The 14,125-nt window shown below is 67.9% G+C and carries 10 protein-coding genes; 3 read left to right on the top strand and 7 right to left on the bottom strand.

Features of this window, described 5'->3' with window-relative positions:
• The 3 genes from ACIPRS_RS17225 to ACIPRS_RS17215 are packed head-to-tail and all read left to right on the top strand — an operon-like array spanning window position 1 to window position 5,307.
• Entirely contained in the window at window positions 1–1,419 is a 1,419-nt protein-coding gene (locus ACIPRS_RS17225) for a Y-family DNA polymerase (protein ID WP_446539425.1), read from the top strand.
• Window positions 1,416–4,661, top strand: coding sequence for an error-prone DNA polymerase (locus tag ACIPRS_RS17220; protein ID WP_446539424.1), 3,246 nt, complete (start codon window positions 1,416–1,418; stop codon window positions 4,659–4,661). The genes ACIPRS_RS17225 and ACIPRS_RS17220 overlap by 4 nt, the downstream gene beginning before the upstream one ends.
• A 7-nt stretch (window positions 4,662–4,668) precedes the next feature.
• Entirely contained in the window at window positions 4,669–5,307 is a 639-nt protein-coding gene (locus ACIPRS_RS17215; RefSeq protein ID WP_446539423.1) for an alpha-ketoglutarate-dependent dioxygenase AlkB, read from the top strand.
• Window positions 5,308–5,483: 176 nt separating this feature from the next.
• Here the strand turns inward: ACIPRS_RS17215 and flgL are convergent, their stop codons facing one another.
• From flgL to ACIPRS_RS17180, 7 genes are all read right to left on the bottom strand, one after another.
• Entirely contained in the window at window positions 5,484–6,686 is a 1,203-nt protein-coding gene (gene flgL, locus ACIPRS_RS17210; RefSeq protein WP_192202700.1) for a flagellar hook-associated protein FlgL, read from the bottom strand.
• Window positions 6,683–8,563, bottom strand: a complete 1,881-nt coding sequence (gene flgK / locus ACIPRS_RS17205; protein WP_446539422.1) for a flagellar hook-associated protein FlgK — start codon at window positions 8,561–8,563, stop codon at window positions 6,683–6,685. The genes flgL and flgK overlap by 4 nt, the downstream gene beginning before the upstream one ends.
• 14 nt (window positions 8,564–8,577) lie before the next feature.
• On the bottom strand, window positions 8,578–9,630 hold the full coding sequence (gene flgJ / locus ACIPRS_RS17200) for a flagellar assembly peptidoglycan hydrolase FlgJ (protein ID WP_446539477.1): 1,053 nt from the start codon (window positions 9,628–9,630) through the stop codon (window positions 8,578–8,580).
• A 10-nt stretch (window positions 9,631–9,640) separates the two neighbouring features.
• Window positions 9,641–10,822: a flagellar basal body P-ring protein FlgI gene (locus tag ACIPRS_RS17195; RefSeq protein WP_446539421.1), complete on the bottom strand. Its 1,182-nt coding sequence runs from the start codon at window positions 10,820–10,822 to the stop codon at window positions 9,641–9,643.
• Between the two features lie 10 nt (window positions 10,823–10,832).
• On the bottom strand, window positions 10,833–11,519 hold the full coding sequence (flgH, locus tag ACIPRS_RS17190; RefSeq protein ID WP_192202697.1) for a flagellar basal body L-ring protein FlgH: 687 nt from the start codon (window positions 11,517–11,519) through the stop codon (window positions 10,833–10,835).
• Window positions 11,520–11,541: 22 nt separating this feature from the next.
• Window positions 11,542–12,327: a flagellar basal-body rod protein FlgG gene (flgG, locus tag ACIPRS_RS17185; RefSeq protein WP_185896369.1), complete on the bottom strand. Its 786-nt coding sequence runs from the start codon at window positions 12,325–12,327 to the stop codon at window positions 11,542–11,544.
• A 1,029-nt stretch (window positions 12,328–13,356) separates the two neighbouring features.
• The gene (locus ACIPRS_RS17180) at window positions 13,357–14,109 is read right to left on the bottom strand and encodes a flagellar basal body rod protein FlgF (RefSeq protein WP_446539420.1); all 753 of its coding nucleotides are present in this window, start codon (window positions 14,107–14,109) and stop codon (window positions 13,357–13,359) included.
• Window positions 14,110–14,125: the final 16 nt, after the last annotated feature.

Genomic DNA, 14,125 nt, shown 5'->3' with positions numbered 1-14,125 from the left:
ATGCTCTGGGCCTGTGTACTGCTGCCGCAGCTGGCGCTGGACGCCGTCCTCCGGCGTTTGCCTGATCCCGACGCGCCGCTGGCGCTGGTCGGTGGCGCCGCGCAACTGCGCATCCTGCATGCCGTGAATGCGTCGGCCGCGCAGGCGGGCCTGCGGGCCGGCATGCGCCTGACCGCCGCGCACGCGCTGCTGCCGGACTTCGCGATGGTCGAACACGACCCGCCGGCCGAAGCGCGCTGGCAGCGTTTCCTCGCCGCATGGGCGTACCGCCACAGTTCGCTGGTCAGTGCGGAGTGGCCGGGTTGCCTGGTGCTGGAGGTGCGCGCCAGCTTTCGCCTGCTGGGACCATGGCCACGCATCGAGGCGCGGTTGCGCGAGGAACTGGGGCTGCTGGGTTTCCAGCATCGCCTCGCGTTGGCACCCACGCCGCGCGCGGCGCATGTGCTCGCCGGCCTGCGTGATGGCCTGGCGGTGATGCAGCCCGCGGCGATGGCCGAGATGCTGGACCGCGTGCCGGTGCGGCGCGCGCGCCTGCCGGACGACGCCGGCGAGCGCCTGCACCGCATGGGCATCCGCGACCTGCGCACGCTGCGCGGCTTGCCGCGCGACAGCCTGCGCCGCCGCTTCGGCCTGCCGATGCTGGAACACCTGGACCGCCTGTACGGCCAGACCGACGATCCGCTGGCGTACTACGCACCGCCGGACCACTTCGATGCGCGCATCGAACTCGGCTACGAGGTCGAGAGCCACATGGCGCTGCTGTTCCCGCTGCGCCGGCTGATCGGCGACCTGTCCACCTACCTGTCGATCCGCGATGGCGGCGTGCAGCGTTTCGTCCTGCGGCTGGAGCACGAGGAAGGCCACACCGATGTCGAGGTGGGCCTGCTCGCCGCCGAACGCGAACCGGCGATGCTGTTCGAACTCACCCGAAACCGGCTGGAGCGCGTGCAGATCGCGCAACCGGTGGTGGGCGTGCGCCTGCTCGCGCGCGAGTTGCCACCGTTCGTGCCGGCGGCGCGCGACCTGTTCGATACGCGGCCGCAGCAGCAGCTGCCGTGGCCGCAACTGCGCGAACGCCTGCGTGCACGCCTGGGCGACGAGGCGGTGCATCGCGTAGCGCCCGCCGGTGATCCGCGCCCGGAGCGCGCGTGGCGGCGCATGCAGGGCGATGGCGGTCGGATCGGGCAGGCGCCGGTGCGTCTGCCGCGTCCCGCCTGGTTGCTGCCGCAGCCGGTGCCGCTGCGCGATCCGCATCCGCGCATCGTCTCCGGTCCGGAACGGCTGGAGAGCGGCTGGTGGGACGGCGAGGATGCGCGCCGCGACTACTACGTGCTGGAAACCTCGCAGGGCCAGCGTGCCTGGGCGTTCGCGCCGCCGGGCGAGCAGGGCGGGTGGATGCTGCACGGGTGGTTCGCGTGAGCCGCGACGAAGAGCGCGGCGATTACCCGGGCGCGCATGTGCCGCGCGCCTGGGAGACCGCGCATCGGCTGCGGGCGCATGCGGCCGCCAATGACGACGCGCTGGTCGACGACGGCCTGCCGGCTTACGCCGAACTGCACTGCCTGTCGGATTTCTCTTTCCTGCGCGGCGCATCCAGCGCGGAAGACCTGTTCGTCCGCGCGAAGCACTGTGGCTACGAGGCCCTGGCGATCACCGACGAGTGCTCGCTGGCCGGCATCGTGCGCGGACTGGAGGCATCGCGCGCCACCGGGCTGAAGCTGATCGTCGGCAGCGAATTCACCCTGGCGTGTGGGCTGAAGTGCGCGCTGCTGGTGGAAACCCTGCACGGATACACGCGCCTGTGCGAACTGATCACCACCGCACGCCGTGCCGCACCCAAGGGCACGTACCGGCTGACGCGTCAGGATGTGGAACGGGTATTGGGGAACGAGGAACCGGAGGTCGGCGGCCTGTTCGCGCTGTGGTTGCCGTGCCGCACGCCGGACGATGCGCAAGGGCGCTGGCTGCAGCAGGTGCTGGGTACGCGCGTGCACCTGGCGGTGGAACTGCACCGTGAGCAGGACGACGCGGCGCGCCTGCAGCAGTTGCTGGATCTGGCCGGACGGATGTCGATGACGACCATCGCCAGCGGCGACGTGCACATGGATGTGCGTCGACAACGGGTGCTGCAGGACACGATGACGGCGATCCGCCATACCTTGCCGCTGGCGGAGTGCGGAGAACATCTGTTCCGCAACGGCGAGCGCCATCTGCGCACGCGACGGGCACTGGGCAACATCTATCCCGCGGCATTGCTGGAAAACGCCGTCGCCCTGGCGCAGCGCTGCACGTTCTCGATGGAGGAGGTGAAGTACCGCTATCCGGCCGAACTGGTGCCGGCCGGTCATACGCCGGCCAGCTGGCTGCGCGCGCTGACCGAGCAGGGCATGCGGGAGCGCTGGAAGGACGGCGTCCCGCCGGCCATCGTTGTGCAGATCGACGAGGAACTCGCCCTCATCGCCAAGCTCAACTACGAGGCATTCTTCCTGACGGTCGAAGACATCGTCCGCTTCGCCAAGTCGCGGGACATCCTCTGCCAGGGGCGAGGCTCCTCGGCCAACTCGGCCGTCTGCTTCGCGCTGGGTATCACCGTGGTGGATCCCGCCGAAAGCCGGCTGCTGATGGCGCGCTTCCTGTCCGAGGAGCGCGGTGAGCCGCCGGACATCGACGTCGACTTCGAGCACGCGCGGCGCGAGGAAGTGCTGCAGTACGTCTACGGCAAATACGGCCGCCGCCGCGCGGCGTTGGCCGCGACCGTCATCCGCTACCGCGGCAAGAGCGCCGTGCGCGATGTCGCCAAGGCGTTCGGCCTGCCGCCGGACCAGATCGCATTGCTGGCCGAGTGCTACGGCTGGGGCAATGGCGAGACGCCGATGGAGCAGCGCCTGCGCGAAGCCGGCTTCGATCCGGAGAATCCGCTGATCCGTCGCGTGCTGGCGGTGACCACCCAGCTGCGCGGCCATCCGCGTCACCTGTCGCAGCATGTCGGTGGCTTCGTCATCAACGACGGGCCGCTGTCCGAGGTGGTGCCGGTGGAAAACGCCGCAATGGATGACCGCACCATCATCCAGTGGGACAAGGATGACCTGGAGACGATGAAGCTGCTGAAGGTCGACTGCCTGGCACTGGGCATGCTGACCTGCATCAAGAAGGCCGTGGACCTGGTGACGAAGCACCGCGGCTACACGATCGACCTGGCCGGACTGCCGCCGGGAGACAAGCGGACCTACGCGATGATCCAGGCCGCCGACACCATCGGTGTGTTCCAGATCGAATCGCGCGCACAGATGAGCATGCTGCCGCGGCTGAAACCGAAGAATTTCTACGACCTGGTGATCGAAGTGGCCATCGTCCGTCCCGGCCCCATCCAGGGCGGCATGGTGCATCCCTACCTGCGGCGACGGCAGGGCAAGGAACCGGTGACGTATCCGTCCGAGGGCATCGAGGCCATCCTGGGCAACACGCTGGGCATCCCGCTGTTCCAGGAACAGGTGATGGAACTGGTGATCCATGCCGGCTATACGCCTTCGGAAGCCGATGGCCTGCGCCGTTCGATGGCGGCGTGGGGCAGAGGCGGCGACATGACGCCGCATCGCGACAAGATCCGTCGGCTGATGGAGGAGAAAAATTATTCATCGGAGTTCATCGACCAGATCTTCGAGCAGATCAAGGGTTTCGGTTCCTACGGTTTCCCGCAGAGCCACGCCGCCTCATTCGCCAAGCTGGTGTACATCAGCTGCTGGCTGAAGCGGCATGAGCCGGCGGCATTCGTGTGCGCGCTGCTCAATGCGCAGCCGATGGGTTTCTATTCGCCCAGCCAGATCGTGCAGGACGCGCGGCGGGGCCATTCGGCGGGGCGACCGCGTATTGAAGTCCGTGCCGTGGATGTGGCCTGCAGTGACTGGGACAACACGTTGGAAGGCGGCCGGATGCGAAGCGATGCCGTTCGGGGAGGGCAAGCCGCGGTGCGTCTCGGTTTTCGCCAGGTCAGCGGGTTATCGGAAACGGTGGGCAAGGCGATCATGTCCGCTCGCGCACAGCGACCCTTTACCGACGTACGCGACCTGTGCCTGCGCGCCAGTCTCGACGAGAAGGCACGCAGTGCGCTGGCAGAAGCGGGCGCACTGCAGTCGCTTGCCGGCCATCGCCATGCTGCACGTTGGGCGGCGGCCGGCATCGAGCGCCAGCGCCCGTTGTTGCCGGGAAGTCCCGACGAGGACGACATCGTGCTCCCCGCGCCGAGCCAGGTCGAAGACGTGCTGTCGGATTACCGCGTCACCGGACTGACGCTGGGCGTGCATCCGCTGGCGTTGCTGCGGGAGCGCCTGCGCCAGCAGCGCGTGGTCGATTCGCGCCAGCTGCAGGACCTGCCGCACGGGCGTGGTGTGCATGTGGCCGGCATCGTCACCCAGCGCCAGCGGCCCGGTACGGCCAGCGGCGTCATCTTCGTCACCCTGGAAGACGAGCATGGCGTGGTCAATGTCGTGGTCTGGGCACGCATCGCCGAACGCCGGCGCAAGGCCCTGCTGGGTGCGCGCCTGCTGGGTGTGCGTGGTCGCTGGGAACATGTCGATGGCGTGCGCCATCTGATCGCCCACGACCTTCACGACTTCAGCCATCTGCTGGGCGAACTGCAGACCTCTTCGCGCGATTTCCACTGAGGCCGCCATGCACGCTCTGTCCACGTTGACCGACGATCTGTTCGCACCCGGCGTAGTGCCGCTGGTGGACGACGCCGAGGGAGGCATCCGCTACTGGCCCGGGGTGATCGATCCCGTCACGGCAGGGTGCTGGTTCGACATCCTCCTCGCCCAGGCCGCGTGGACGCACCTCCAGCGCCCGATGTACGACCGCATCGTCGACGTGCCGCGGCTGCTGGCGAACTATCCCGTGGACGCGCTGCCGGACGACCTGCCACTGGCGGCGCTGCTGGCCTGCGTACAGGCGAAGGCGCCGGCACCGTACTCGCGCATCGGCATGAACCTCTACCGCAACGGCGAGGACAGCGTCGCCATGCATGGCGACAAGCTGCACACCGTGGCGGCCGGTCATCCGATCACCCTGGTCTCGCTGGGCGCGCCGCGACGTATGCTGATCCGTGCCCGTGCGGGCAGGCGCGAGACGCTGGCGGTCGACCTCGCGCCTGGCAGCGTGCTGTCGATGAGCCATGCCTCGCAGAGCACGCACGAACACGGCATTCCAAAGACGCGACGTGCGCAGGGGCCACGGATCAGCGTGGTGTTCCGGGTGCGGCCGACGAGTTCCCCTCTCCCTGCGCAGCGGGGAGAGGGTGCCGAAGGCGGGTGAGGGGCGAACGGAGAAGTGAAGGTGGAGCGCCCGATGGCTTACAGCGCTCGACCCCTCATCCGCCCTCCGGGCACCTTCTCCCCGCAGGCGGGGAGAAGGGGACATACAAAAAAATCGCCGCGAGGGATCGCGGCGGGAGGGTCAAGGACTGCTTGAAAAGGGTTCGTGCGCCGCCGTCAGCCCATCAGCTTGAACAACGACAGCGACTGCATCTGCATGAAGACCGTCTGCGCGGCCTGCAGGGCGGTGTTTTCCATCTGGTAGCGGCCGATGGCTTCGGCCCAGTCCAGGTCGCGCAGGGTGGACAGCGTGCCCTGCAAGGTGACGTTGTTCGCCTCGCGCAGCGCAGCGGCGTCGTCGATGGCCGACAGCTGCGCACCGCCGCTGGCGCGCGCGTCGATCATCCTGCTCTGCGCAGTGGCGATATCGCGCATGGCCGCCTGCAGGCTGTTCTGCATGACGGCACGCTGGGTGTCGGTGGTGGGGCTGGTCTCCAGCGTGTCGATCAGGCCCTGCACGGTGGCGAAGATGTCGCGCGAGCCGGCCGGCCCCAGCGTGAAACTGTCGCCATTGGCGGGCTGGCCGTCGATCTTCATCTGCACACCGGCAAAGGCGATGCTCTCACCCTTGGCGTACGCACCCGTGGCGACCACGGCGCCGCCGCCATCGACCACCTGGTAGGTATTGCCCGCGCCGAAGCTGAGCGTGTAGGTGTCACCGTCCCAGGCCGTGGAATCGGTCACGCTGAAGCCCATCAGCAAGCCGGTGCCGGTGTTGCCGGCGGCCGGCTGGCCGTCGATGCGGCCGTCGCCGGTGCGCAGGCGCAGGAACACCTCGCTGCCGGGCAGGGTGTCGGCGACGAACATGTCCGGCGCCACTTCCACCTGCCGCTGGGTCTGGTCGCCGCTGTAGATCACGTTGCCGCCGGCGATGGCGAACGGCGCGCTGCCGTCGCTGGTGCCGCCGAACAGGTAGCGGCCCGCGCCGTCGGTGCTGTTGGCCAGATCCAGCAGGCCGGCGTAGATCGATTTCAGCTCAGTGCTGATCGCCTGGCGACTGTCGTCGCCCATGGCCGCATTGTTGGCCTGGATGACGAGCTCGTTGACGCGCGCCATCGCATCGCCAACCTGGGTCAGCGCGTTCTCCTGCAGGCCCAGGCGGTTCTGCACGGCGCTGGCGTTCATGCCGAAGCGTTCGAGTTCGGCCACCGCACGGTCCAGCCCCACGGCGGTGCCGGCGGCGACCGGATCGTCCTTGGCGGTGACCAGGCGCTGTCCGCTGGAGAGCTGTTGCTGTGTATGCGCCAGCTTCGCCTGCTTGGCCAGCATCGTGTTGATCGACTGCTGGTACATCATCCCGGTGGAGATACGGTAGTTCATCGGCGTGTGGCTCCCAGCAGCGCCTGGAACAGGGTGTCGGCGGTGGCGATGATCTGCGACGCGGCCTGGTACGCCTGCTGCAGGCGCATCAGGTCGGCGGCTTCTTCGTCCAGGTTGACGCCGGAAACCGCATCGCGTGCGGCCTGCGCCTGGTCATGGATGACCTGCTGCGCCTGCGCGGAATAGTCCGCCTGGCGCGCCGCCGAGCCGACCTGCGTGGTCAGCCCGCCAATGGCGCCATTGAGCGTCAGCGTGCCGCCGTTGAGCGCGCGTGCATCGTCCAGGTTCGACAGCAGCTTGGCGTTGCCGTTGTCGCTGGAGTTGGCGCCGGTGGGGCCGACACTGAAGGTGTCACCTGCCGCAGGCGCGCCATCCAGCACCAGGCTCCAGCCGTTCGATGCGATCGTCTGCCCCGGCGTGTAGGGGAACGGGCCAGTGCCATTGATGGTGTATTGCGTGGCGTCGATGAACTCGATGTCCACCGGCGCCAGCAGGCCTGCGTTGGCCGCGTCGGTCACCTTCAGTCCGCTCAGCTTGCCGCTGCCGGTGTTGGCCATGTCGGTCGTGGCCTTGACCGGCGTGGCGGCGGCGATGCGGCCGGGATCGGTAATCGCGACCCCCAGGTTGCCGGCGGCGCCGGCCGTGGGCTGCAGCAGGAAACGGTCGTTGGTCGCCGGCGCGCCGGACGCCAGCACCACTTCGATGCCGTTCACCACCAGCGGATCGGCGACGGTGCCGGTGCCGGTGGTGGCGATGGCCGCGCCGGTTTCCGGATGCGTCGCCACCCACGCGCCGCCATCGAAGCGCAACAACACGTTCTGCGCATTCAGCGCCGATACGCTGCCGACCGATGTCTGCAGCACCGCGTTGCCGGCATTGCCCGCATGCGACGAAATGCGGGGTGCGGGCAGGCTGAAGAAATCGCCTCCGATCTGCCCGTACTGGTCCATGCCGGTGCGATGTCCTTCATTGAAGGTCTGCGCCAACGAGGTGGCCACGCGCCCCAGTTCGGCCACGGCCGGGTCAAGCACGGTGGTACGGAATTCGATCAGGCCGCCGATCTGGCCACCGAGGGCGCGCTTGTCCAGGGTGATGCGCTGGCCGTTGGTTTCCAGCGCCACCTGCAGGCGCTCGGGACGGTACGCATCGGGCACGGTGACCAGCGTGCTGGCGCTCGCACCGACCACCAGCGGTTGACCACCGGCGCTGAATACGTTGACCAGTCCACCGTCCTGCGTCACCGCGTTGCCGCCGGTGAAGGCGACCAGTTCGCTGATGAGCTGGTCGCGGCGGTCCAGCAGGTCGCCGGAGGGATTCGTATTGCCGCCGATCTGGCCGTTGAGCTGGGCGATCTCCTTCGCCAGGCGGTTCACTTCGCCCGTGGCGGCGGTCAGGCCCGCATTGACTTCGGTATCCAGGCCGTCGAGATGCTGGTCGATCTGGCGGAAGCGGGTGACCAGCGCATTCGCCTGCGCCAGCACGCTTTCGCGGTCGGCGGAGCCGGCGGCATTGGAGGACAGCGCGCTGACCGAATCGAAGAAGCTGGACCACGGCGCACTGATGCCGGTCGCTTTCTCGGAGAACAGCTGGTCGAGCCGGGTGGAGAGGACCGACAACTGCTGCAGGCGCGAGAGTTCGCCGCCACTGTCGAGCAGGCGCGAGGTGGCCAGCGAGTCGGCCATGCGGCGCACGTCGACGATCTGCACGCCGTTGCCCTGGTAGCCCTGGCCGAAGAAGGTGCCGTCGCGCGCTTCGAATTCGGCACGCTGGCGCGAGTAGCCCGGCGTGTTGATGTTGGCGACGTTGTGGCTGACCGTGGACAGGGCGCGCTGGAAAGCGAGGAGGGCGCTGCTGCCGGTGGCGAGAAGGTTGGACATGCGTGCTCCCTGGATCAGCGCTGCAATGCGTTGCCGATGGCGTTGCCGACGAGGCCGCCGACCCTGCCGCCGACGGTGTCGCCGATCGCCGACAACACCTTGCCCAGCGTGGGCCCGTTGGCGATCGACGCGATCTTGTTGGCGTAGGTGGGGTCGGTGGCGTAGCCGGCGCGCTGCAGGCCGCGGGCGAAACCGGCGATGTCCTTGCCAGCGGCGAGGGCCTGCTGGTAGCGCGGATTGTTCTTCAACAGCCGCACGTAGTCGGCGAAGCTCTCGGCGGGCGAAGCGTACGCGCGGAAATCCGCCGTCTCGCTGCGCTTCACGCCGTTGCTGTACTCGTGCGTGGCGGTACGGGCGCGCTCGCCCTTCCAGCCGGTGGCCTTGATGCCGAACAGGTTGTGCGCGCTGTCGCCGTCGCCGGTCCTGATCTGGCGCTTGCCCCAGCCGGTTTCCAGCGCGGCCTGCGCGACCAGGGCGCGCGGATCCACGCCCAGCTCCTTCGCGGCCTGCTTGGCGTGGTCCCATATCTCGGCGACGAAGCGTTCCGGTGTATTGCGCGCGTATTTCGACGGGTTGGCCGACGCCACGCTCTCGACTTCGTCGCAGGCCGCATCGGGACGCACGGTGATGGTGTCCAGCGTGATCGTGGCCGGCATGCCGGCATCGTTGCGCACGGTGCTGCTGCCGATGCCGCGACCGGCGATGGCGTCGAGCATGGCGTCCGCTTCGGCCGTGGGCATCATGCGGCGATACGCCGACAGCGCGGTGTTGGTCGCGACGGGTGCCGGGGTGTCGGTGGCACCCAGCTGGCGCGCGATCATCGGCGCCAGTCCCAGCCCGCGCCCCTGCGACATCGCGGTGGCGATCTGCTGGTCGTACATGTCGCGGAACACCTGGTTTTCACCCGGGAACAGCGAATCCCCGAAGCCTGCCTCGCGCATGCACTTGATCATCATCTGCGCGAACTGGCCTTCCAGCTTCCGCGCGACATCGTGGATGCGGGCGTTGTCGGGCTTGCCATTGGCGTCGGCCAGCGGCAAGGGAGAATTCAGTACGCCGATGGGCATGCTGGCCATGTCAGATCACCTCGAGCTCTGCCCGCAGGGCGCCGGCCTGCTTCAGGGCTTCCAGGATCGCGATGAGGTCGCCGGGCGCGGCGCCGACTTCGTTCACGGCGCGGACGATTTCGTCCAGCGAGGTGCCGCCCTCGAACTTGAACATCCGGTTACCTTCCTGGCTGACGGAGACGGTCGACTGCGGTGTCACCACCGTGTTGCCGCCGCGCGAGAATTCATTCGGCTGGCTGACGTTGGCCGATTCGGTGATGGTCACCGTCAGCGAGCCATGCGTCACCGCCGCCGGCATTACCTGCACCTGCGCGCCGATCACCACGGTGCCGGTGCGCGCGTTGACGATCACCTTGGCCGGCGCACTGCCGGGCGTGAGTTCCAGGTTCTCGACCTGGGCGAGGAAGTTGATGCGGCGGGACACGTCGGCGGGCGCGCGCACGGCGACCGTGACGGCATCCAGCGCATAGGCGTTGCCCGCGCCGAAGTTCTGTTCCAGCGCGGCGACCATGCGCGAGACCGTGGTGAAGTCGGCGCGATGCAGGTTCAGCGTGATCGTGCCGTCGCCGGTGTCCAGGGCGTTGGGCACCGCGCGCTCCACCGTGGCGCCGTTGGGAATGCGGCCCACGCTGGGGACATTGACCGACACGCGCGAGCCATCGCGTCCCTGCGCGCCGAAGCCGCCCACCACCAGGTTGCCCTGGGCGATGGCGTAGACCTCGCCATCGGCTCCGCGCAAGGGCGCCATCAACAGGCTGCCGCCGCGCAGCGAGGTGGCGTTGCCGATGGAGGACACGGTGATGTCGATCGGCTGGCCTGGCTTGGCGAAGGCAGGCAGGTCGGCGTGGATCGCCACCGCCGCGACGTTCTTCAGCTGCGGATTGACGTTGGCCGGCACGTTGACGCCCAGTTCGCCCAGCATATTCTTCAGGCTCTGCACGGTGAAAGGCGCCTGGCTGGTGCGGTCGCCGCTGCCATCCAGGCCCACGACCAGGCCGTAGCCGACCAGCGGATTGCTGCGCACGCCACCGACCTGGGCGAGATCCTTGATGCGTTCGGCACGCGCGGCGGGGGCCAGGCAGAGCAGCACCAGCCCGATCCACGCCAGCAGCCCGAGCAGCGTATAGGTGTCGATGCGGCGCGGCTTCTTCGCGGGCGCGGGGTTCGAGCGTTCGGCGTTGGGCGTGTCCATGGCGCGATGCTCAGTTGGGGAAGACAGGCGAGTTGAAGAACCGGCCCAGCCAGCCCATCGAGTTGGACTGCGCGATGGCGCCGCGGCCGCCGAAGGCGATGCGGGCGTCGGCGACCTTGCTGGAGGCGATGGTGTTGTCGGTGCCGATGTCGGCCGGGCGCACGATGCCCTGGATCTGTACCAGTTCGTCGCCCTGGTTCAGGCGCATGTTCTTCTGGCCCTGCACGACCAGGTTGCCGTTGGGCAGGCGCTGGATCACGGTGACGGTCACGCTGCCCTGCAGGCGGTTGCTCTGCGCGCTGTTGCCGGCGCCGCTGAAACCGCGGTCGCCATTGACCGAAGCGCTGAGGATGTCGCGTCCGTTCCAGGTGACCGGGGCGCCGGCGATATTGGGCGCGGCCATGCTGATCTCGCTGCTCTTGTCGACCGAGGTGGTGGCCGAGGTCTGCGCGGCGGTGTTCTCCACCAGGTTGATCGTCAGCAGGTCGCCCACGTCGCGCGCGCGGCGGTCGGCGTAGAGGTTCAGGCCGGGGCCGGCGCGATAGATGGAGCCCGCAGTGGCCGGTGCCTGCGCGGCGACGATGGGCTGGATGGGTTGCATCGGCGCGTACGGGCGCACGTCGCCGTAGTAGCGTGCGCAGCCCGGCAGCAGCATCAGCGCGCAGGCGAGGGTGGTGGCGGACGTGGAGCGCTTCATGGCGATTCCCGGTATGCGTGGGTCAGACGTTGTTGTTGAGGTAGCCGAGCATCGAGTCGGTGGTGGAGATGGCCTTGGCGTTCATTTCGTAGGCGCGCTGGGTTTCGATCATGCTGACCAGCTCTTCCACCACGTTGACGTTGGAGCCTTCCAGTGAGCCCTGCACCAGACTGCCCAGGCCGTTGAGGCCGGGGGTGCCGTTCTGCGCAGGACCGGACGCGGTGGTCTCGACGTAGAGGTTCTCGCCCTTGGCCTGCAGGCCGGACGGATTGACGAAATCGGTGAGCGTCAGCGAGCCGATTTCCAGTGCCTGCGCCTGGCCGGCCATGGTCACGCTGACGGTGCCGTCATTGCCGATGGTCATCGACTGCGCACCCTCGGGCACCTGGATGCCGGGTTGCACGGGATAGCCGCTGTTGGTGACCAGTTCGCCTTGTGCGTTGATCTGGAACGAGCCGTCGCGCGTGTAGGCCGGCGAGCCGTCGGGCAGCAGGACTTCGAAGAAGCCGCGGCCGTTGACCATCACGTCCAGCGAGCGGCCGGTCTGCTGCGGGTTGCCCTGCTGGAAATCCTTGGAGGTGGATACGACGCGCACGCCGGTGCCCAGTTGCAGGCCGGACGGCAGCTGCGTCTGCGAAGAGGTGGAGCCGCCCGGCTGGCGGACCTGTTGGTACAGCAGGTCTTCGAAGCTGGCGCGGTCGCGCTTGAAGCCGGTGGTGTTGGTGTTGGCCAGGTTGTTGGAGACCACGGACATGCGCGTCTGTTGCGCATCCAGTCCGGTCTTGGCGACCCAGAGGGCCTGGTTCATGGCGTGGTTCCTCGCTGGTGGAAGGGGTGGAGCCGCGTGGTGCGGTTCCTCGCCTCCTCTCAGGCAAGTCCTGTGCCGGAATGGGTGTCGTGGTTCTGGCGCTTGGATTCGGGTCGAACTGGGACCGGGGTCATGGCCTTGGACCAGGCACCGGCACTTTTCTGGCGGCAGGGCCTGTTCAAGCCCCTCTCCCTGCGGGAGAGGGGTTGGGGAGAGGGCCAACGAAGTCCATCGCCTGTGTGGGCCTTGGGCGTGTCCAAAGGGCGCGCCTTTGTTTCAGGTTTCTGGGCCTGGCGGGATGGTTTTTTGGCGTGCAGGCATGGTGCTGCTCGCCGCAGAGGCCTTCTTTCTTTGCTTGTGCAAAGAAAGAAGCAAAGAAACACACCCCAGGCGGCACGCCCTCCGCGCTGTGCGCTCCGGGTTCGCGAGTGGGCCGGGAATTTTCGTAAGGCACATCCTGTGCCATACGAAAACGCCGCCATCCATGGCGGCGCCCTGCGGGTTTTACCCGGCCCACTTGCCGTGCCTCATGGGGGCCCGAAAGCAACAGCCACAGCAAAGCACTTTCTACGGATATGCCCGGCTCAGCTTCGGGGCCCCTTAGGTCCGGCAGTCACGGCGGGTCAAACCCCGTAGGGGCGGCGCACAGGAATGTGCGTCGTTTCCGGATGACACAGGATGTGTCTTCCGGAAATTCCCGCCGGGACTGCGAACCCGCCGCGAAGCGGCGGGCAGGCCGCCGGGGTGTGCTTTCTTTGCCTACTTTCTTTGCACAAGCAAAGAAAGTAGGGCCCCCGCGGCGAGCGGCACCATGCGTGACCTCAAGCAGACCCGCACCGAAAGATGCATGCAAAAGATTCGTCGCGCGTGAGTGCTTTCGGTGAATCGTAGATGTTGTCGGGCCGCCGGTTTATCGGGGCTGGGTGACTTCGTTGGCCCTCACCCCAGCCCCTCTATCCCACAGGGACTTCCTTCGGTCGCCGTGGGGAGAGGGGGCTTCCAGCGCAGAGAGAGGGACGGAACGAAGCGTCAACCACCCAACCGCAGCAGCTGGTTCGACGACTGCGCCATCTCGTCGCCGCTGCGGATCACCTTCACCTGCATCTCGAACTGCCGCTGCAACTGGATCATCTGCACCAGCGCACCGGCTGCATCCACGTTGCTGCCTTCCAGCACGCCCGTGGTGAGACTGTTGCCATTGGCGACCGGCAATGCCGGTGTCTGCGGATCGGCGGGCCGCATCAGGCCATCGCCACCCCGCGCCAACTGCTGCGGCGTCGCCTGGACCACGCGCATGCGCCCGACAACAGCCATCGTCTGCGGGCCTTCGCCCTGCGGAACGATGGATACCGTGCCATCGGCGCCGATGTCGATGGATTGCGCGGGTGGTACCGCAATCGGATTGCCGTTGTCGTCCAGCACCGCCCGACCGCCGGCCGTGACCAGCTGGCCGTTCGGGGTGACGCTGAGCTCGCCATTGCGCGTGTAGGCCGTGCCACCGTCGGCTGCCTGCACGGCAAGCCAGCGGTTCGGCTGCAGTGAGACGTCCAGGGAGCGACCGGTGACCATCTGCGAACCGGTCCGCGAATCGAAGCCGGGATCGATCAGCATCGCGTCCACGCGTGAAGGAAAGCCCTGTCCCTGGATCTTGAACGCCTCGGTGCCGGCCAGCGCCGCCTTGAAGCCCTTGGTGTCCACGTTGGCCAGGTTGTGCGACACCGTGCCCTGCGCCTGCAGCGAAGCGCGGGCACCGGTCATTGCGACATAGAGTGCCTTGTCCATGCGTCAGCCTCCGTCG

It is taken from the genome of Pseudoxanthomonas sp. LARHCG66 (assembly GCF_052871755.1).
The sequence above is the reverse complement of the archived record's forward strand: the minus strand, read 5'-3'. Positions and strand labels throughout refer to the sequence as shown.